This window comes from Achromobacter semiaridum, assembly GCF_053543755.1.
The window spans coordinates 88651-107845 of the sequence record NZ_JBLVOL010000070.1; the positions used below are offsets into that span (position 1 = coordinate 88651).

Below are 19195 nucleotides of genomic sequence, written 5' to 3' on the forward strand. Positions count from 1 at the left end.
AAACACTAACGCCACGCTATATTCCTTCCACACACTATTCCTATAACAGTGGAAGGAGCCTCCATGAGCAAGCAATTCGCCTCGCACGCCGACATGGACGACAAGGTCGTCTCGTTTGAAAAACTGTCCGACAACGCCTATGCCTACACGGCCGAAGGCGACCCCAACACGGGCGTGATCATCGGCGACGAGGCCGTCATGGTGATCGACACCCAGGCCACCCCGGTCATGGCGCAAGACGTCATCCGCCGCATCCGCGAAGTGACCGACAAGCCGATCAAGTACATCCTGCTGTCGCACTATCACGCCGTGCGCGTGTTCGGCGCGTCCGCCTACAACGCCCAGGAAATCCTGGCCAGCCGCGACACCTATGACCTGATCGTCGAACGCGGCGAACAGGACAAGGCCAGCGAAATCGGCCGCTTCCCGCGCCTGTTCCGCAACGCCGAATCGATTCCGCCGGGCCTGGTCTGGCCGACGATGACGTTCAAGGGCGAAATGACCGTCAACCTGGGCAACCTGGAAGTCAAGTTGCTGCAAGTGGGACGTGGCCACACCAAGGGCGACACCATCGCCTGGCTGCCCGAGCAGAAGATCCTGTTTGCCGGTGACCTGGTGGAATACCAATCCACCCCGTACTGCGGCGACGCCTACTTCCGCGACTGGCCCACCACGCTGGACGCGCTGTCGGGCTTTGAAGCCGAAAAGATGGTGCCCGGACGCGGCCCGGCGCTCAAGAACGCCACCGAAGTGCGCCAGGGTCTGGCAGGCACCCGCGCGTTCCTGACCGACCTGTACGGCGCCGTGAATCGCGGCGTGGCTGAAGGCAAGGACCTGAAGACGATCTACCGCGAGGTCTACGACTTCATGAAGCCGCGCTACAGCGACTGGGTCATCTTTGATCACTGCATGCCGTTCGACGTGTCGCGCGCCTATGACGAAGCTTCGGGCCACACGCACCCGCGCATCTGGACCGACAAGCGCGACCTGGAAATGTGGGCGCAGCTGGAAGGCTGACCCCGGCGGGCCGGCAGCCCCGGCCCGATTGATTGCAGCAAGAACCGAAGGCGCGCGTCGCAAGGCGGCGCGTGGCTTCGCGCATAAAAAAACAAAATGACCCACACAGGAGACAACCGTGGGAGACATCGACTTTCAGGCGATGGAGTTCGCCTATGAAAAGCACGCCGACCAAAGCGCCGGCACGGCCCCTCGCCACCAGGTGGTAGTGGTGGGCGCCGGCCCGGTCGGCCTGACCACCGCGCTGGACCTGGCTCGCCAGGGCGTGCGCGTGGTGGTGCTGGACGACGATTACCGCTTGTCCACCGGGTCGCGCGCCATCTGCTTTTCCAAGCGCACGCTGGAAATCTGGGACCGCCTGGGCGTCGGCCAGCGCATGATCGACAAGGGCGTGTCGTGGAACGTGGGCAAGGTGTTCTTCCGTGAACAGGAAGTGTGGCGCTTTGACCTCTTGCCCGAACCCGGCCATCGGCGCCCCGCCTTCATCAACCTTCAGCAGTACTACGCCGAAGGCTATCTGTACGAACAAGCCCGCCAGGAACCGAACATCGACCTGCGCTGGAAAAACAAGGTCGCCGGCGTCACACAGACCGACGACGGCGTAACCCTGACCATCGACACGCCCGAAGGCGCCTACACGCTGCACGCCGACTGGCTGGTGGCCTGCGACGGCGCACGCTCGCCCGTGCGCAAGCTGATCGGTCAGGAAAGCCACGGCCGCATCTTCCGCGACCGCTTCCTGATCGCCGACGTGAAGATGAAAGCCGACTTCCCGACCGAGCGCTGGTTCTGGTTCGATCCGCCCTTTCATCCGAACCAATCCGTACTGCTGCACCGTCAGCCGGACAACGTCTGGCGCATCGATTTCCAGCTGGGCTGGAATGCCGACCCCGTCGAAGCCGTCAAGCCGGAAAACGTGCTGCCGCGCATCCGCGCGCTGCTCGGGCCCGACGCGCAATTCGATCTGGAATGGGTCAGCGTCTACACCTTTGCGTGTGAACGCATGGACAAGTTCCGCCATGGCCGCGTCGTGTTCGCGGGCGACTCCGCGCACCGCGTCTCGCCCTTCGGCGCGCGCGGCGCCAACAGCGGCGTGCAGGATGCCGAAAACCTGGCCTGGAAATTGAAGCTGGTGCTGGCGGGCCTGGCCCCCGATGCGCTGATCGACAGCTACAGTGTTGAACGCGAATACGCCGCCGACGAGAACATCCTGAATTCGTCGCGCGCCACGGATTTCATCACGCCCAAGAGCGACATCAGCCGCAGCTTCCGCAACGCCGTGTTGAACCTGGCCAAGACGCATCCGTTCGCCCGTTCACTGGTGAATAGCGGCCGCCTGTCGCTACCCGCAACGTATGCCGCGTCGCCGCTGAATACGCCCGATACGGACGCGTTCGCGGGCCGCATGGTGCCCGGCGCCGTCGCGCTGGATGCGCCGGTGACGCAGAACGGCGACAAGGACTGGTGGCTGGCGCAGCTGGACAGTGGCTTCGTGCTGGCCCTGTTCTGCGGCAACGCACTGCCCGATCGCGACACGCAGTTGGCGTTGCAAGCGATGCGCATGGGCGCGGTGCCCGTCAAGACGGTGCTGGTGTTGGATGCGCAATGCGACGCTTCTAACCTGGCTGCCGACCTGCCCGTGGTGACGGACGTGGAAGGTTGCCTGGCCAAGCGTTACGACGCGCAAGCGGGCACGGCCTACCTGATCCGCCCCGATCAGCACATCGCCGCGCGCTGGCGCGCCTTCAACGCCGACGCGGTCGCCGCCGCCGTCAAGCGGGCCACGGGCCACGCATGAATACAAAGGTCATCCCATCATGCTGATTACCGAAACCAACCTGAGCGCGCCCGACGACTTCTACGAAGCGTTGATCGAAACGCACCGCGATTTAAGCAACGAGCAAAGCCAGGAACTGAACGCCGCGCTGATCCTGCTGCTGGCCAACCACCTGGGCGACGTGGCGCTGCTGCGCGAGGCATTGCAGCAGGCCCGCGCGTCGGTGGTGGAACGCGCGTAGCGGCGCGCCACCACCCGCCTAGCGCCCCCCGCCCACGCCGAACGTATCCAGGATCAGCGCACGCAGCCACTGATTGCCGCTGTCCCGGTCAACGCGGCGTTGCCAATATAGATTCGTCTGCAGGGCGGGCACCTTCACCGGTGGCGTCATGAAGCGCAGGCCGAAAGGCGGCGCCGCGCTGGCGGCCAGCTTTTCTGGCACGGTCGCCAGCAGATCCGTGGCGCTGACGATGTAGGGCACGGCGGAAAAATGCGGCACGCTGAAGTGCTCGGCCAGCACGATGCCCGCGCGCTCCATCGACTGGTTCACCTGCCCGTAAGGCGCGGCGCGCGACACAATCAAGTGGCGTTCGGCGCGAAATGCCTTGATGCCCATGCCCGCATGCGCCGTCGGGTGCGCTTGCCGGAACAAGGTAGCGTAGCCCTGACGAAACAGCATGCGCTGCAACGTGCCCGCCCCCATTTCATCAAACGCCCCGATCGCCAGATCGACCCGGCCCGATTCCATCTCGCGCGGCAGGTCCGGCCCCTGGACCCGCCCCGAATCGATGCGCACCTGCGGCGCCACCTGCACGCAGACCTCCATCAGGCGAGGCATGAAATGAATTTCGCCCACGTCCGTCATCGCCACGCGAAAGCGACGGCTGCTGGTTGCGGCATCGAACACGTCCTGGTCTTGCAACGCCTGCGTCAGCATGGTCAGCGCCTCGCTGACGGGCCCCGCCAGGCGCTGCGCGCGCGGTGTGGGCAGCATGCCCTGGCCGGTACGCACAAACAGTTCATCGCCAAAGGCGTCGCGCAGGCGGCGCAGCGCGTTGCTGACGGCGGGCTGCGTCAGGTCCATGCGGCGCGCCACCGCCGACAGGCTGCGGTCTTCCAGCAAGTGCCGGAACAAGATCAGCAGATTCAAATCGACGTTGCGCAGTTCGGCCATGCCGCCCCCTTTCTACTATTCACGAAATTTATAGTCTGTATTTTTGCATTCCCGTAGCCGTATCGGGGGTTTTTTCCGACAATGACGGATCGCCGCCGGTTAGAACCGCGGCACCCCATACCGAACGCGCGGCCATGCACCGCGCCGCCACAGGAGGATTCCATGGAACTGCAATACCTGACCGGTTTCGGCAACGACTGCGCCACCGAGGCTTTGCCCGGCGCGCTACCCGTGGGCCGCAATTCGCCCCAGCAGTGCCCGTATGGCCTGTATGCCGAACAACTGTCCGGCACGGCCTTCACCGCCCCCCGCAATGAAAACCGCCGTTCGTGGCTGTACCGCATTCGCCCGGGCGCGCAGCACAAACCGTTTGAACCGTTTGCCGGCGCTGCCCGCTGGGAAAGCACGTTCGGCCATGGCCCGGTCACGCCCAACCAGCTGCGCTGGAGCCCGCTGCCGATTCCCGACGCGCCCACCGACTTTCTGGAAGGCGTGCAGACCTGGGGCGGCAACGGCGGCCCCGACGAGCAGGGCGGCGTCGCCATCCACCTGTACGCGGCTAACAAGTCCATGCAGGGGCGCTACTTCTACAACGCCGATGGCGAACTGCTGCTGGTGCCGCAACAAGGCCGTCTGCGCCTGGCCACCGAGCTGGGGCTGATCGACCTGGAACCGCTGGAAATTGCCGTGATCCCGCGCGGCGTGCGCTTTCGCGTCGAGTTGCTGGACGCCGAGGCGCGCGGCTACATGCTTGAGAACTTCGGCGCGGCGCTGCGCCTGCCCGAGCTTGGCCCGATTGGCTCTAACTGCCTGGCCAACGCCCGCGACTTCAAGACGCCGGTGGCCTGGTACGAAGACATCGAAGGCGACTTCGAACTGATCGCCAAATTCACCGGCGGCTTCTGGCGCGCCCCGATCGACCATTCGCCGCTGGACGTGGTGGCCTGGCACGGCACGCACGCGCCGTACAAGTACGACCTGCGCCACTTCAACGCGATCGGGTCGATCAGCTTCGACCATCCGGACCCGTCGATCTTCACGGTGCTGACCGCGCCGTCCGACACCCCGGGCACGGCCAACATGGACTTCGCGATTTTCCCGCCGCGCATCCTGGCCATGGAAGACACCTTCCGCCCGCCCTGGTTCCACCGCAACGTCGCCAGCGAATTCATGGGTCTGATCCAAGGTGTGTACGACGCCAAGGCCGAAGGCTTTGCACCCGGCGGCGCCAGCCTGCACAACTGCATGAGCGGCCACGGCCCCGACGCCGAAACGTTTGAAAAAGCGTCGCACGCCGATACGCACAGCGCGCACTACATCCGCGATACGATGGCGTTCATGTTTGAAACGCGCCGGGTGATCCGTCCGACCGCGCAGGCGCTGGCCTCGGGGCAATTGCAGAACGACTACTACCGCTGCTGGCAGGGCATCGTGAAGCACTTCAACCCCAACAAGGCGTGACGGCGAACTTTCGCTGATCCACGCTCACGGCGATGCGCGCAGGCGCATCGCCGTTTGGCATTGGCATTTGGCATTGGCATTTGGCATTGGCATTTGGCATTGGCACTTCGCACTGCCCTCTGCTTTTGGCGCACGCCCACCCGTCTTCATCCGGTTTACGGCCATCCACACACACACATCAACGAGACACGCAGCCATGACCACCACCATCAACGAAACCCACGACCCGTCCTTGAAAAGCTGGGTTGCCAGCGCCAACACCGACACGTCCGATTTCCCGGTGCAGAACCTGCCCTATGGCACCTTCCGCCGCAAGGGCACGAACGAATCGTTCCGGCCCGGCGTGGCCATTGGCGACCAGATCCTGGACCTGGCAGCGCTGGCCGCACTGAAGCCGTTTGAAGGCCCGGCTGCCGACGCCCTGGCCGCCTGCAACAGCGACAGCCTGAATGCGTTGATGGCGCTGGGCCATGCCCACTGGAGCGCCCTGCGATTGGCGCTGTCGCGCGCCTTGCGCGAAGGCGCCGCGCTGCGCGCCACTGTCGAACCGCTGCTGGTGCCGCAAGCCGACGCCGAGCACACCACGCCCGCGCGCATCGGCGACTACACCGACTTCTACATCTCGGTGCACCACGCCACCGCCATCGGCAAGCAATTCCGCCCTGACAACCCGCTGCTGCCCAACTACAAGTGGGTGCCCATCGGCTACCACGGCCGCGCTTCCAGCATCGGCGTCGACCAGAAATTTCCGCGCCCCGTGGGCCAGACCCGCCCGGCCAACGAAGGCGACACGCCGCAGTTCGGCCCGTGCGCCCGCCTGGACTATGAGCTTGAACTGGGCATCTTCGTGGGCACCGGCAACACCCAGGGCGACCGCATCGACCTGGCCGATGCCGACCAGCACGTCTTTGGCTTGTGCATCCTGAACGACTGGTCCGCGCGCGACATCCAGGCTTGGGAATACCAGCCGCTGGGCCCCTTCCTGTCGAAAAACTTCGCATCGACGATTTCGCCGTGGATCGTCACGATGGAGGCGCTGGAGCCCTTCCGCACGCAGTACAACCGTGGCCCGGCCGAACCGCAGCCGATGCCGTATCTGGCCTCGGACGCGAACCGCGCCAAGGGCGCCTACGACGTGCAGCTGGAAGTGCTGATGACCACCGCGCAGTCGCGCGAGGCCAAGGCGCCGCCGGTCACGCTGTCGCGCAGCAACTTCCGTGACGCCTACTGGAACGTGGCGCAGTTGATCACGCACCACACGGTGAACGGCTGCAACCTGCAACCGGGCGACATGCTGGGCACGGGCACGCTGTCCGGCCCGCAGCCGTCGGAAGCCGGCTCGCTGCTGGAACTGAGCCAAGGCGGCAAGACGCCGATCGACCTGCCCTGGGGCGAGAAACGCACGTTCCTGCAAGACGGCGACCAGATCATCATGCGCGCCGCTTGCCAGAAGGCGGGCTATCCGAAGATCGGCTTCGGTGAAGCCTCCGGCGTGGTGTTGCCGGCCAAGCTGTAACGCAAGCTCCTAGGCAGACCCCGCGCGGCACAAGCGATCACGCACCTGCTGCGCCGCGCGTGGCTCATCGTCAAAAACAAGAAAGGCCGCTCGGTTTACCGGGCGGCCTTTCGTTATTTCATGCCGCCGTTGCCAAGGCATCAGGGCATCAAAGCGCCATCAAGGCAGCCGGTATTTTTCTTCGCGGTAAACCCAGCTTGCCCACAACGCATGCGCCAGCGCTTCTTCGGTCAACGCCGGGTCCGCGGGCTCGACCGGCGCATAGACTTCATCCTTGCCCACCGGCGCCGCTTCGTATCGGAATTCGCGCGGCGCTTTCTGCGGCTCCAGCACCAGCAGCTTGTCGCCCTGCAAATAACCGAAGTTGTCCGCGTACTGCATCATTGCGCGGTTCGGATCGCGTTGGGTCAGGTCGGCGCCCAGCATCGGGTTGACGTTGTCCAGGCCGATCAGCGACAGCAGCGTGGGCGCCATGTCGATCTGGCTGACCAGGCGCTCATCCTGGCGCGGCGCAATGCCCGCGCCCAGGAACAGCGCGGGAATCTGGAAGTGGCGTACCGGCACCGGTATCGACCCATACACGCGGGAATCGTGATCGGCAATCACCAGAAACACGGTGTTGTCCCAGTACGGCGCCTGCTTCGCCTTTTCAAAGAACTGCCCCAACGCCCAGTCGGCGTATCGCACCGTGTTATCCACCGTGGCCGGGTCGCCCACCGGCTTGATGCGACCTTCGGGGTATTCCCAAGGCGAATGGTTCGACACCGAAAACGCCAGCGTGAAGACCGGCTTGTCGCCGTCCGCGCGCAGCAGGCGGTCTACCTGGTTGAACATGTCTTCGTCGGACGCGCCCCATGACCCTTCGAAAACCGGGTTCACGAACTTGGGTCGGTCCACGACTTCATCAAAGCCGTTGCCCAGGAAGAACGCGCGCATATTGTCAAAGTGCGACTCGCCGCCATACACGAAGCGCGAGTGGTAGCCATGCTTGCCCAGCACCTGCGCCAGCGTGAAAAAGCCGGTTTGCGAACGCGGCAGCTTGACCACCGCGTCGGCCACGCTGGGCAGGAAGCCCGCCGTCACCGCTTCGATGCCGCGCACCGAGCGCGTGCCGGTGGCGTAGGCGCGATGAAACATCCAGCCTTCCTTGGACAGGCGGTCGATATTGGGCGTCAGGTCACGCCCGCCCAGGCTGCCCACGTACTGCGCGCCCAGGCTTTCCTGCAAGATGATCACCACGTTCAGCGGCTTGTCGCGCCGCACGGTGGCTTTTTGCTCGTGCAGGCTGGGATAGCGCGCATCCAGCGGCGCGCCGGTCAGGCCGGCTTTCTCGCGCACGATGGCGTTCATCTGGTCCACGGGCATCCGTGGATACATCGCGGCCGACGACCGTTCGTCGCGCATGCGATAGGCCGCGTCGAACACGCTGTACAGCGAATTCAGCGCCAACGCGTTCACCATGGAATCTGAACTGAACGCCACCTTGGCGGGGTTGATGGGGCGATGCTCCAACGTACCGCGCGCGCCCAGCACCACCAGCGCCAGGATGACAAAGGATGCAATCGGCCGCTTCCACCACGCCATGAACCCATCGCGCGATCGCGTCGGAAACAGCTTGAACGCCAGCCATGCGGCCACCACCAGCACCACAAACGCCGCCAGCAGCACGCCCTTGTAGCCCTGCCACAGCATCGACCCCACTTCCTTGGGATTGAGCAGGTAAATGAAGTACAGCCGGTTCGGCCGCGTGTCGTATTCCGCGATGAACTGCGGCGTGGACACTTCCAGCAGCACATACAGCATCCACCAGATGCGGAACCACCACGCGGTAATAGTCGCGGCCAGCGGGCGATGCCCAAACCACGGCGACAGCACCGCGGGCAACGCAATCACCATGGACAACAGGCAAACGTCGATGCGCAGCCCGCCCAGCAGCACCGGCCACAAACCGCCGGCTGCCTGTACGCGGTCCCACATCCAGAATGACAGCCCCAGCCGCGACAACGTCAGCAGCACCAGGACGGCCAGGATGAATCGAAGTGTCAGGCGACGCATGCGGCGGCCCTCCGCAAGGGGCGAAGCGCGTTCGCCACCGGTGATGAAAGAATGCCGCTGTTGATGCCGAGCAAAACCATGCCGTCTCGTGTCCGAAGTGAAAACGGGCAAAGATTAACGCGGTTTTGCGTACGCGGCCGCGAGATTCGCAACGGTTCGCGACGGCTCTCAACGGCCCGCAGTGGCTTAAACGTTGTACGACATCGTATTTCGCGCTACGCCGCGCGGCCGGCGTCCCGTACGGGCTTGTGCGCGACCTGTCTGTTTACTGCGCGCGCCGCAGGCGCTCGCGGCTGTTGCTTAGATGCGTGCGCATGGCCGCGCGCGCGGCTTCCGCATCCTGGCGCATGATCGCGCTGTAGATGTCTTCGTGTTCCAGGTTCACGCGGGCCAGGTAGGCCGCGCGGTCTTCGTGCGCGAATTTGGCGGAATTGATGCGGGTGCGTGGAATGATGGCGGACCCCAGGTGCGACATCAGGTCCGCGAAATACCGGTTGTCGGTGGACTGCGCCACAAGCAGATGGAATTGGAAGTCGGGCGTGATCGTATCGCCGCCGACGTCCAGCGCGGCTTTGAACAAGTCCAGCGCGCGTCGCATTTCCTGCAACTGCACGTCGCTGCGCCGGATGGCGGCAAGGCCCGCGGCCTCGCTTTCCAGGCAGATACGCAGCTCCAGCAGCACCAGCACGTCGCGCACTGTGGCGATGTCGGCCGGGTCGACGCGAAAGTCGACGCTGCCGCTGGGCTCCAGCGCATACGTGCCGACGCCGTGATGCGTTTCAACCAGGCCCGAGGCCTGCAAGCGCGACAGCGCCTCGCGCACAACGGTTCGGCTGACGCCAAACTGACGCATGATCTCTGATTCGGTGGGCAGCTTGTCGCCAGGGCGGATTTCGCCACTGCGTATGCGTTCGGAGATGCTCTCGACCAAGCCTTGAGCCAGATTCCGGGGACGACGCTGCGGCAAGACAGGAGTATCGACAGGAGCGTTCATCAGGGTTAATCCGAAAATGAGTACAAAGGCTTGACGCTGAAATTTGCGGCTAATTATACTTTGCGCAAGTTGTACGACAACGTACCAGATACGTTCCCACTCCGCACCTTCTACCGAGCGTTGCGACATGAGCAGAACCGTCAACCCGCCGCCAGCGACCACCCGCTGCCAGCGTCTATTACTCACCGGCGCCGCCGGTGGCCTGGGACAAGTACTCCGTCCCCGACTCAGAGCCCACACCGACCTGCTGCGCATTTCCGACGTGGCGCCCATGGCCGCCGCGGGCGACGGCGAAGAAGCCGTCCCCTGCGATCTGGCCGACGCCGCCGCCGTGTCGTCGCTGGTGCAGGGCGTGGATGCCATCGTGCACCTGGGCGGTGTATCGGTCGAACGCCCGTTCGAACAGATTCTTCCGGCCAACATCCAGGGCGTCTACAACCTGTACGAAGCCGCCCGGGTGCACGGCGTGCGCCGCGTGGTGTTCGCCAGTTCCAACCACGTCATCGGCTTTTACGAACAGGGCCAGCAACTGGACGCCAACGTGCCGTTGCGCCCCGACGGCTATTACGGCCTGTCCAAAGCCTATGGCGAACATTTGTCGCGCTTTTACTTCGACCGCTACGGCATCGAAACCGTGTGCCTGCGCATCGGTTCGTCGTTTCCCGAACCCAAAGACCGCCGCATGCTGGTCACCTGGCTCAGCTACGACGACCTGACCGACCTGGTCACGCGCGCGCTGTTCATGCCCGACGTCGGGCACCTGATCGTCTATGGCGCGTCCGCCAACCGAGACAGCTGGTGGCGCGACGATGCCGCGAAGGTACTGGGCTTTGTGCCCAAGGATTCCTCAGAGGTTTTCCGCGCGCGGGTCGAGGCGCAGCCGCCGCTGGCTGCCGACGATCCGGTTGCGCGCTACCAGGGCGGCGCGTTCGTCACGGCCGGCCCATTCCCCTTCCCCCCGGTTTCCACCAAGTAGGCGCGCCCATGCCCGCAATCGCCGAACGCGTTGGAGACATGCTGTGCGGCGTCGGAGAAAGTCCGGTCTGGCGCGCAAGCGACCAGGCCTACACCTGGACCGACATCCCCAACAAAACCCTGTGGCGCTGGTCCCCCGCCAGCGGCGAATTCGCGCAATGGGCGCTGCCGCGGATGGCCGGCTGCATCGCGCCGCGCGGCGCGGGCTGGCTGTTGGCGATGGAAGATGGCGTGTACGAATGCGACGCGCTGCTGCCTGAAGCGCCGTGCCGCCCGCGCCTGCTTGCGCAGGTGGCACACCCCGCGCCCGGCATGCGTTTTAACGATGGCCGCAATGATCGGCAAGGCCGCTTCGTGGCGGGCACGATGGTGATGGACATGGGCCGCGCGCTAGCGGCCGGCCGCCTGTATCGCCATGACCCCGACGCGCGCGGTCTGACCGTGCTGGTGGACGATTTGATCGTGCCCAATGGCCTGGCATTCAGCCCGGACGGCAAGACGATGTACCTGTCCGATTCCCACCCGTCGCGCGCCATGGTCTGGGCATTTGATTACGACGTGGGCAGCGGCACGCCCCACAACCGCCGCCCGTTCATCGCCGCCTTGCCCGCCGGCCGCCCCGATGGCGCCGCGGTCGATGCCGACGGTGGCTACTGGATCTGCGGCAACGACGCCGGCCGCGTTTACCGCTACACGCCCGACGGCCGGCTGGACCAGACCTACTCCGTTCCCGCCCGCAAGGTCGCCATGTGCGCCTTTGGCGGCGCGGGCATGGACACCCTTTTCATCACGTCGATACGCCCCCCCGACGCCGCACCCGGCGCCCTGGACGGCGCCGTGTTTGCCCTGCGCCCCGGCGCGCGGGGCCTGGAGGAAACCGCAAGCGCCGGTTAGCACCCGACCGGGGCGGCCTTGACGCGCCCCATGCAACGTAGGTCTGTACACGAAGAGCTTTCAGGCCGTTCTGGCCCATAACGAAACGCCGTACTCCAACCGGAGGTAGACATGCTGCGCCCCACCCTGACCCGCGCCATCCTGGCGGCGGCTGCCTTGCTGACCCTTGTTCCCCTTGCTGACGCGGCCGAGCTGCGATCCGCCGACATCCACCCTGACGACTATCCCACCGTGCAGGCCGTGCGCAAGTTCGGAGAGCTGGTCAAGCAACGCACCAACGGCCGCATCACCGTCAAGGTCTATGCGGGCGGTGCGCTGGGCAATGAAGACGATTCGATCGAACAGGTCAAGCTTGGCGCGCTGGCCATGGCGCGAGTATCCAGCGCCGCCATGCACAACATCTGCCAGACCACGCGCGTGCCGTCGCTGCCGTTCCTGTTCCGTTCAAAAGAACATCTGCACAAAGTGCTGGACAGCGACATCGGCGATCAGATTCTGCGTTCTTGCGAGGCCGCCGGCTTTGTCGGGCTGGCCTGGTACGACAGCGGCTCGCGTTCCATGTACACGCGCAACAAGCCCGTCAAGACGCTGGCCGACGCCAAGGGCATGAAGATCCGCGTGCAGCAGTCGGACCTGTCCGTCGCCATGGGCGAGGCCATGGGCGGCAACGCCACGCCGATGCCGATGGGCGAGGTTTATACGTCTTTGAAGACGGGGCTGGTGGACGCCGCCGAAAACAACTTTCCCAGCTATGAAAGCGCGCATCACTACGAGGTCGCCAAGTACTACGCGCTGACCGAACACACCATGACGCCGGAGATCCTGATCTTTTCCAAGCGCCAATGGGACAAGCTGGCGCCCGAGGACCAGAAGATCCTGCGCCAGGCCGCGCGCGAATCCGTGCCGTTCATGCGCAAGCTGTGGGACGAGCGCGAACAGAAGTCGCGAGCCGTGGTCGAGAAGGCCGGTTCACAGATCGTGGACGTGGACAAGGCGTCTTTCCAGGGTGCGATGAAGCCGGTGTACGACCGCTTTGTCACCACGCCCGAAATGAAAGACCTGGTCGCGAAGATCCAGGCTGTCCAGTGAGGGCGACATGTTGGCCACACCCACGAATGAAACCGGTGTAGCGGCGGTGGGCCGGGCGCAAGCCCTGGCCGGCCCGCTGGACGCCTACACGCGCGGCTGCGCCCTGCTGGCGCGGGCCTGCATGTGGACCAGCGTGTTCGGGCTGGTCTGCCTGATCATCGCGGTCAGCTTGCAGATCTTTGGCCGCCACGTGCTCAACAGCACGCCCACCTGGGCCGAAAGCCTGGCCCTGCTGCTGGTGCTGTACGTCACCATGCTGGGCGCGGCGGTTGGCGTGCGCGATGCGGGCCATATCGGCTTCGAGTCGCTGCTGGAAGCGCTGCCCGCCGGCGGGCAACGGCGCTTGCGCATTTTCATCCACCTGCTGGTGCTGCTGTTCGGCGTGTTGATGGCCTGGAACTGCGGCGTGCTGGCGGAATCCGTATCGGCCTACAAGATCCCGAACCTGGGTATCTCTAACGCCTGGAAGTACATTCCCGCAACCCTGTCGGGCACCTTGATCGCGCTCTTTTCGCTGGAGCACATCATCGCGATCCTGCGCAACCATAAGGTGGTACCGGCATGGCGCTGACACTGCTTTCGTTTACGTTCATGGGTTTTTTGGTGATCGGGGTGCCGGTGGCCTTCGCCATCGGCCTGTCGTCCATCACCGCGATCATGGTCGAGGACCTGCCGCTGGCCGTGGCGTTCCAGCAGATGACCTCGGGCATGAACGCGTTCTCGTTCCTGGCCATTCCGTTCTTCATCTTCACGGGCGAATTGATGCTGTATGGCGGCATCGCCGACCGCATCGTCAACTTCGCCAAGTCGCTGGTGGGACACGTGCGCGGCGGGCTGGGCATGTCGAACGTGGTGGCTTGCACGCTGTTTGGCGGCGTGTCGGGCTCGCCGGTGGCAGACGTGTCGGCCATGGGCTCGGTGATGATCCCGATGATGAAGCGCGAGGGCTATCACGCCGACTACGCCGTCAACGTCACCACGCACGCGGCGCTGGTGGGTGCGCTGATGCCGACCAGCCACAACATCATCATCTACACCCTGGCGGCAGGCGGCAAAGTGTCCATTGCCGCGCTGATCGCGGCGGGCGTCGTGCCCGCGTTGATCCTGACGCTGTGCAACCTGGCCGCCGCGTATTTCGTGGCGCGCAGCCGGGGCTATCCGGCGGGCACCTTCCCTGGCTGGCACATCGTGCTGCGTTCGCTGGTGGCGGCCGCGCCGGGGCTGTTCGTGGTGGTGCTGATCATCACCGGGATTCTCAGCGGCGTGTTCACCGCGACGGAATCGGCGGCGGTGGCGGTGCTGTATGCGCTGGCGCTCACGATATTCGTGTATCGCTCGCTGACCTGGGACCAGTTCGTGCGGGCGGCCAGCAAGGCGGTGAAGACGACGGGCGTGGTGTTGCTGCTGATCGGCATCTCGGCCACCTTCGGCTATCTGATCAGCTTTTACGGCGTGGCCGAAAAAACGGGCGAGCTGATGGCCTCGATATCGACCAGCCCGTGGGCCATCTTCCTGATGGTCAACATCATCCTGTTCGTGCTGGGCACCTTCCTGGACATGGCCGCCACCATTCTGATCTGCACGCCCATCTTCCTGCCGATCTGCATGCAGTACGGCATGGGGCCGGTTCAATTCGGCATCGTCATGTTGCTGAACTGCGCGCTAGGCTTGAACACGCCACCGGTGGGCACCACGCAGTTTGTGGGCTGCGCCATCGGCGGGGTATCGGTGGGAACGGTCATGCGAACGATCTGGCCGTTCTACGGCGCCTTGCTGGCAGCGCTGGCGCTGGTCACCTACGTGCCCGCGTTCTCGCTGTGGCTGCCGGGCGTGCTGCTCAACTGATCGCGCGACAGGCGGGACGGGCCGGATGGACCGGGCCGTTCCGCATCGGCCCGCCCGCCCGCATGCCGCTTCGCGATCAGCGGCATGAAGAACAGCGCGGCAAGAAACCACAGCAGGGCCGCCGACCACAACGTCTGGCTTAGGAAATGCGCGCCTTGCAGAATGCGCACCACTGAAAACAGCACGCCGGCCGACACGCCCAGCGCCAGCCCCCACCAGCGCCATGCAGGCCGGCCCAGCGACCAGCCCAGAAAGTACAGGGTCAACATTGAATACCCCGCGCCCGCGTGGCCGCTGGGCAAGGCGCCGCCGGCCCTTGCGCGCACCCACGTCCACCAGTGCAGCGGATACGGCGTGTAGCCGCCCAGCGTCTCCAGGTCATAAGGGCGTGGCAGGGTCGTGTAGTGCTTGAGCTGATTGACCAGCAGCTGCCCGGCTAGGCAAGTGGCCGCCAGCGCCAATGCGGCCCCGCGCCACCGGCGCCAGGCGGGCACCCGAAAGCTGGCGGCGACCACGCCGACGGCGGCAAGCGCCACGCCGATGGGCAGCACCAGCACCAGGCGATGGCCCAGCATTTCCAGCAAGCGGTTGGTGTGCAGCGGGAAGTCGTCCAGCGCCGGGTTGAACAGCGCATGCGCAATGCGCAGGTCCAGCCCCGACACGTTGGTCCACCAGGCGGCGGCGGCCAATGCCAACGTCACACCGATCAGTTGGCTGCACAAATACCAGGCAAGCGTGGGCGCACGCGCCGGGGACAGCGGTGGGGACGGCATGGTGGCAAGGACCAGGGGACGGTTCGGGGAATCGCAGAGCTTAGCGCCCCGAAGGTCGAATAATCGTCAAATTCGCGTCTGTGTCCGCGGCGCAACGGCGGTGGAATGCGCGTCGAACCGCAGCAGGAAGCGGGTGCCGCGCGATGCCGGCTCGCGCGACGATTCCACGGTAAGCAGCCAGCCCTGCATGTCGCAGACGCGTTTGGCGATGGCCAGCCCCAGGCCGCGCGCCGCCTCGTGCTGACCGGCGGCGGCCGTATCGCGCATGCGCCCGCTGTAATAGCGGCGGAACAGAAAAGGCAGGTCGTCCGCCGCGATGCCCTTGCCGTCGTCGCTCAGCTCCAGCACGTCCGGCGCGCGAAAGGTGGCGGTCAGCGTGGCCGGCGCGGCATGCTCGACGGCGTTGCGCACCAGGTTGCGCAGCACGGTCAACAAGGCGTAGCGATCCAGCGTCAACACATGGCCCGACGCGATCTTATTGTCGAAACGCAGTTCGGCCAGCGCGCCCTGCGCCTCGTAGCCGCGCCAAGCGTCCTGCATGCATTCGGCGATATCGACGGGTGCGGGGGGAAGCAACTGGTCGCGCGCCATGGCGCGGGCGCTTTCCAGACACACGATCACGTCGTCCACGTTGTCTACCACGCGCGTCAGGCGCTGGCGTTGGTCGGCCGTCAAGGCCTGGGTCAGCAGCATCAGTTCGCTGTCCGAGCGGATGGCGGCCAGCGGCGTGCGCACTTCGTGGCTGAGGTTGCCGGCGAATTCGCGCTCGCGCGCGATTGACCGATCGACCTGGTTCTGCACGCGGTTAAACGCTTCGATCAGGCGGCCGGCCTCGTCATCGCGGGTCACGGCCATGTCGGGCGCGCCAGGCGCCCAGGTGGCCAGGCGGTCGGTCAGGTCCAGCAGCGGGCCCACCGCCACTGCCGCCACGCGGCGCGACAAGGCATAGGCACCCAAGACGCAGATGGCGCCCACGCCCAGCACGATCAGGCCGAAATCATGGACCCGCTCTTCGTTGTCGGTGGCGTCGTACAGCAGGTACACCTTGCCCCGGCCCGTGTCGGCCACCATTACGTGCCAGGTATAGGCTTCGGGTTCGATCAGGTGCAGCCCGTTGTCCAGCTCCGCCACTTCGTCGGGGATGCCGGCGGGACGCTGCCCGTCCACGCTCATCCAGGCCCGCATCGACCCGCCCAGTTCGCGCACGCCGCCGCGCGGCAGGAATTCATCGCTGCTGCGCGCATGCTGCACCAGGCGGTCCATTTCGGTGTTCAGGATGTCGTTGACCAGGTCATCTTCCATCTGGTCAAACGTCAGGTAGGCCAGCAGCGCCAGCGCCGTCACGAATAGCGCCACGGTGCCGGTCAGCGCCCACACCACCCGTTGGGTCAATGTGCCGCCTGAAGCGCGCGTCATGGACAGATTCCGTTCAGCGTCAGGCGCCAGCCCGTGCCGTGCAAGGTTTCGATGCCGTCAAAACCGGCGTCCGCCAACGCACGGCGCAACAGGTGGACCTGGCTGCGCAACGCGTCCGACGACGGCGGTTCATTGCCCCACAGCAGCGATTCCAGTTCTTCACGCGCGACCACCCGGCCCGGGTCACGCATCAGCGCGTCCATGATCAGGCTGGCCTTGCGCGTCAGATGCACGGGCTGACCGTTGACCAGCACGCCACGGCTGCGCGTGTCGTACTTGAGCGGCCCGAATTCGCGCACCGCATCCACCGTTGCCCCCTTGGCGCGCTGGATCAGCGCCAGCAGCCGGGCTTCGACTTCAAGCAGCGCGAAAGGCTTGGTCAGGTAGTCGTCGGCGCCGTGTGAAAACCCCGCCAGCTTGTCTTCCAGGCTGTCGCGCGCGGTCAGCATCAGGACGGGCACGTCGGCGCGCATGTCGTTGCGCAGCGTGTGCAGCACCGCGTTGCCGTCCATGCCCGGCAGGCCGATATCCAGGATCAGTGCGTCAAAGCGCTGCGCCTTCATGCGTTCCAGGGCGGCGTGGCCGGTGTAGGCAACATCGGGCAGGAAGCCGCGCGCCTCCAGAAATGAATACAGGTTGCCGGCGATGATGTGATCGTCTTCAACGATCAGCACCCGGTGATTTGCACCGGCCGCGGGGCTGACTGCCATGTTGGGGGCTCCCTGTTCAGTAGATCGCAAGTCGCGGCGCAAGGGCGCGCTAGGCTTGCAGGACCTTACCCGGATTCATCAGCCCTTGCGGGTCCAGCGCGCGCTTGATGCGGCGCATCAGCGCAAGCTCTACCGGGCTTTTGTAGCGCGGCAGTTCGTCGCGCTTGAGCTGCCCCACGCCGTGCTCGGCGCTGATCGACCCCTGATGCGCATGCACGCTGTCATGCACCACGCCATAGATCTCGCTTTGCAGCGCCAGCAGTTCGGCTTCGGTCTGGCCCGGCGCATTGGCCACGTTGTAATGCAGGTTGCCGTCGCCCAGATGGCCGAAGATGACGTGCCGCACACCCGGAAAGCGCGCTTGCAGCAGCGCGTTGGTCTTGTGCACGAAGCCGGCGATGGACGAGATGGGAATGGACACGTCGTGCTTGACGGACTTGCCCAGTTCGGCTTCGGCCAGCGGAATGCTTTCCCGCAGGTGCCACAGCGCCTTGCTTTGCGCGACGTTGGCGGCGATGGCGGCGTCGTGGATCAAGCCGGCGTCGATGGCATCGCCCAGGACGGCCTCGAAGCGTTCGCGCGCGTGGGCCTCGCTTTCGCTATCGGACAGTTCAAGCAGTGCAAACCACGGCGATTCGGCGGAGTCGCCGTCAAAGGGCAGGCGCTGTTGCGGGAACAGGCGCACCACGCCTTGCAGGCAGGCGTTGCTCATCAGTTCGAAACCCGTCAGCGCGGCGCCGAAGCCGGCCCGCGCGCGGGACAGCACGTCAACCGCCTGGTCGATCGTGTCCAGGGTCAGCAGCGCGGTGCAGCTGGCAACAGGCCGGGGAAACAGTTTCAACGTAGCGGCGGTGATGATGCCCAGCGTGCCTTCGCTGCCGATGTACAGGTCGCGCAAGTCGTAGCCCGTGTTGTCTTTGCGCAGGCCACGCAGGCCATCCCAGATTTCGCCTTCGGCCGTCACCACTTCCAGGCCCAGCGTCAGGTCGCGCGTATTGCCGTAGCGCAGCACCTGCGTGCCGCCGGCATTGGTGGCCAGGTTGCCGCCGATGGTGCAACTGCCTTCGGCGGCCAGGCTCAGCGGAAACAGCCGGTTCGCGCCCGCCGCTGCTTCTTGCACGGCTTGCAGGATGCAGCCCGCTTCTACGGTAATGGTGTCGTTGTCGGTATCCACATTGCGCACCGCCGTCAGGCGGGCCGTGGACAGCACGACGGCGCGGCCGGTGTCATCCGGCGTGGCGCCGCCGCACAAGCCGGTGTTGCCGCCTTGGGGCACCACCGGCACGCCATGGCTCAGGCATAGCTTCACGGCGTCGGCTACTTCCTGGGTAGAGCCGGGCCGGATCACCGCCAGGGCCGACCCGCGATAACGGCGGCGCCAGTCCAGCACATAGGACGCGGCGTCCTCGCCGGTCAGCACATTCGTGAAACCCAGCAGGGACTGAAGATCGCTCAGCAATGTCATAGGCGCCGCACAAGAGAGGGGCCGGGGCGCGCCC

Annotated in this window: 17 protein-coding genes; 10 read left to right on the plus strand and 7 right to left on the minus strand. The window is 65.4% G+C overall.

Annotated elements, in window-relative coordinates; all coding sequences use genetic code 11:
• The first annotated feature begins 63 nt into the window (after positions 1-63).
• The 3 genes from ACNPP0_RS19380 to ACNPP0_RS19390 all read left to right on the plus strand — a co-directional run bounded on the left by ACNPP0_RS19380 (position 64) and on the right by ACNPP0_RS19390 (position 3035).
• Positions 64-1017 (plus strand): MBL fold metallo-hydrolase, encoded by a 954-nt coding sequence (locus ACNPP0_RS19380; protein WP_046805058.1) that lies wholly within the window; start codon positions 64-66, stop codon positions 1015-1017.
• Positions 1018-1135: 118 nt separating this feature from the next.
• Positions 1136-2815 (plus strand): FAD-dependent oxidoreductase, encoded by a 1680-nt coding sequence (locus ACNPP0_RS19385; protein ID WP_332610921.1) that lies wholly within the window; start codon positions 1136-1138, stop codon positions 2813-2815.
• Between the two features lie 19 nt (positions 2816-2834).
• Positions 2835-3035, plus strand: coding sequence for a DUF2783 domain-containing protein (locus ACNPP0_RS19390; protein ID WP_442880329.1), 201 nt, complete (start codon positions 2835-2837; stop codon positions 3033-3035).
• An 18-nt stretch (positions 3036-3053) separates the two neighbouring features.
• Here the strand turns inward: ACNPP0_RS19390 and ACNPP0_RS19395 are convergent, their stop codons facing one another.
• Positions 3054-3968 (minus strand): LysR family transcriptional regulator, encoded by a 915-nt coding sequence (locus ACNPP0_RS19395; protein WP_448706751.1) that lies wholly within the window; start codon positions 3966-3968, stop codon positions 3054-3056.
• A gap of 162 nt (positions 3969-4130) precedes the next feature.
• Here ACNPP0_RS19395 and hmgA point away from each other — a divergent pair, with 162 nt between their 5' ends.
• Both hmgA and fahA read left to right on the plus strand, forming a co-directional pair.
• Complete coding sequence (gene hmgA / locus ACNPP0_RS19400) at positions 4131-5429, plus strand: homogentisate 1,2-dioxygenase (protein ID WP_448706752.1); 1299 nt, start codon at positions 4131-4133, stop codon at positions 5427-5429.
• A 196-nt stretch (positions 5430-5625) separates the two neighbouring features.
• Positions 5626-6945, plus strand: a complete 1320-nt coding sequence (fahA, locus tag ACNPP0_RS19405) for a fumarylacetoacetase (protein WP_448706753.1) — start codon at positions 5626-5628, stop codon at positions 6943-6945.
• 159 nt (positions 6946-7104) lie between these two features.
• Here the strand turns inward: fahA and ACNPP0_RS19410 are convergent, their stop codons facing one another.
• Positions 7105-9000, minus strand: a complete 1896-nt coding sequence (locus ACNPP0_RS19410; protein ID WP_448706754.1) for an LTA synthase family protein — start codon at positions 8998-9000, stop codon at positions 7105-7107.
• Between the two features lie 265 nt (positions 9001-9265).
• Positions 9266-9994 carry a FadR/GntR family transcriptional regulator gene (locus tag ACNPP0_RS19415; RefSeq protein WP_046805065.1) on the minus strand — a complete coding sequence of 243 codons (729 nt, stop codon included), beginning with the start codon at positions 9992-9994 and terminating at the stop codon, positions 9266-9268.
• Positions 9995-10121: 127 nt separating this feature from the next.
• Between ACNPP0_RS19415 and ACNPP0_RS19420 the strand changes: the two genes are divergently transcribed.
• The 5 genes from ACNPP0_RS19420 (at position 10122) to ACNPP0_RS19440 (ending at position 14797) form a co-directional block, all read left to right on the plus strand.
• On the plus strand, positions 10122-10970 hold the full coding sequence (locus ACNPP0_RS19420) for an NAD-dependent epimerase/dehydratase family protein (protein WP_448706755.1): 849 nt from the start codon (positions 10122-10124) through the stop codon (positions 10968-10970).
• 8 nt (positions 10971-10978) lie between these two features.
• Positions 10979-11863, plus strand: coding sequence for an SMP-30/gluconolactonase/LRE family protein (locus tag ACNPP0_RS19425; RefSeq protein ID WP_332610916.1), 885 nt, complete (start codon positions 10979-10981; stop codon positions 11861-11863).
• A gap of 111 nt (positions 11864-11974) precedes the next feature.
• Positions 11975-12952 (plus strand): TRAP transporter substrate-binding protein, encoded by a 978-nt coding sequence (locus ACNPP0_RS19430; protein WP_448706756.1) that lies wholly within the window; start codon positions 11975-11977, stop codon positions 12950-12952.
• Positions 12953-12959: 7 nt separating this feature from the next.
• Entirely contained in the window at positions 12960-13523 is a 564-nt protein-coding gene (locus ACNPP0_RS19435) for a TRAP transporter small permease (RefSeq protein ID WP_332610914.1), read from the plus strand.
• Positions 13514-14797, plus strand: a complete 1284-nt coding sequence (locus ACNPP0_RS19440; RefSeq protein WP_448706757.1) for a TRAP transporter large permease — start codon at positions 13514-13516, stop codon at positions 14795-14797. Before ACNPP0_RS19435 ends, ACNPP0_RS19440 begins: the two co-directional genes overlap by 10 nt.
• Here the strand turns inward: ACNPP0_RS19440 and ACNPP0_RS19445 are convergent.
• From ACNPP0_RS19445 to ACNPP0_RS19460, 4 genes are all read right to left on the minus strand, one after another.
• Positions 14749-15570: a phosphatase PAP2 family protein gene (locus tag ACNPP0_RS19445; RefSeq protein WP_448706758.1), complete on the minus strand. Its 822-nt coding sequence runs from the start codon at positions 15568-15570 to the stop codon at positions 14749-14751. The genes ACNPP0_RS19440 and ACNPP0_RS19445 overlap by 49 nt on opposite strands.
• A 66-nt stretch (positions 15571-15636) precedes the next feature.
• Complete coding sequence (locus ACNPP0_RS19450; protein ID WP_332610909.1) at positions 15637-16986, minus strand: sensor histidine kinase; 1350 nt, start codon at positions 16984-16986, stop codon at positions 15637-15639.
• Positions 16983-17696 (minus strand): response regulator transcription factor, encoded by a 714-nt coding sequence (locus tag ACNPP0_RS19455; protein ID WP_448706759.1) that lies wholly within the window; start codon positions 17694-17696, stop codon positions 16983-16985. Before ACNPP0_RS19455 ends, ACNPP0_RS19450 begins: the two co-directional genes overlap by 4 nt.
• A gap of 49 nt (positions 17697-17745) precedes the next feature.
• On the minus strand, positions 17746-19161 hold the full coding sequence (locus ACNPP0_RS19460) for an FAD-binding oxidoreductase (protein WP_332610905.1): 1416 nt from the start codon (positions 19159-19161) through the stop codon (positions 17746-17748).
• Positions 19162-19195: the final 34 nt, after the last annotated feature.

Bases quoted from the DNA above. Each gene is read 5' to 3' on its own strand.
- ACNPP0_RS19380 (WP_046805058.1), top strand. From the start codon at position 64: ATGAGCAAGCAATTCGCCTCGCACGCCGACATGGACGACAAGGTCGTC.
- ACNPP0_RS19390 (WP_442880329.1), top strand. From the start codon at position 2,835: ATGCTGATTACCGAAACCAACCTGAGCGCGCCCGACGACTTCTACGAA.
- ACNPP0_RS19395 (WP_448706751.1), bottom strand. From the start codon at position 3,968: ATGGCCGAACTGCGCAACGTCGATTTGAATCTGCTGATCTTGTTCCGG.
- hmgA (WP_448706752.1), top strand. From the start codon at position 4,131: ATGGAACTGCAATACCTGACCGGTTTCGGCAACGACTGCGCCACCGAG.
- fahA (WP_448706753.1), top strand. From the start codon at position 5,626: ATGACCACCACCATCAACGAAACCCACGACCCGTCCTTGAAAAGCTGG.
- ACNPP0_RS19410 (WP_448706754.1), bottom strand. From the start codon at position 9,000: ATGCGTCGCCTGACACTTCGATTCATCCTGGCCGTCCTGGTGCTGCTG.
- ACNPP0_RS19415 (WP_046805065.1), bottom strand. From the start codon at position 9,994: ATGAACGCTCCTGTCGATACTCCTGTCTTGCCGCAGCGTCGTCCCCGG.
- ACNPP0_RS19420 (WP_448706755.1), top strand. From the start codon at position 10,122: ATGAGCAGAACCGTCAACCCGCCGCCAGCGACCACCCGCTGCCAGCGT.
- ACNPP0_RS19425 (WP_332610916.1), top strand. From the start codon at position 10,979: ATGCCCGCAATCGCCGAACGCGTTGGAGACATGCTGTGCGGCGTCGGA.
- ACNPP0_RS19430 (WP_448706756.1), top strand. From the start codon at position 11,975: ATGCTGCGCCCCACCCTGACCCGCGCCATCCTGGCGGCGGCTGCCTTG.
- ACNPP0_RS19435 (WP_332610914.1), top strand. From the start codon at position 12,960: ATGTTGGCCACACCCACGAATGAAACCGGTGTAGCGGCGGTGGGCCGG.
- ACNPP0_RS19440 (WP_448706757.1), top strand. From the start codon at position 13,514: ATGGCGCTGACACTGCTTTCGTTTACGTTCATGGGTTTTTTGGTGATC.
- ACNPP0_RS19445 (WP_448706758.1), bottom strand. From the start codon at position 15,570: ATGCCGTCCCCACCGCTGTCCCCGGCGCGTGCGCCCACGCTTGCCTGG.
- ACNPP0_RS19450 (WP_332610909.1), bottom strand. From the start codon at position 16,986: ATGACGCGCGCTTCAGGCGGCACATTGACCCAACGGGTGGTGTGGGCG.
- ACNPP0_RS19455 (WP_448706759.1), bottom strand. From the start codon at position 17,696: ATGGCAGTCAGCCCCGCGGCCGGTGCAAATCACCGGGTGCTGATCGTT.
- ACNPP0_RS19460 (WP_332610905.1), bottom strand. From the start codon at position 19,161: ATGACATTGCTGAGCGATCTTCAGTCCCTGCTGGGTTTCACGAATGTG.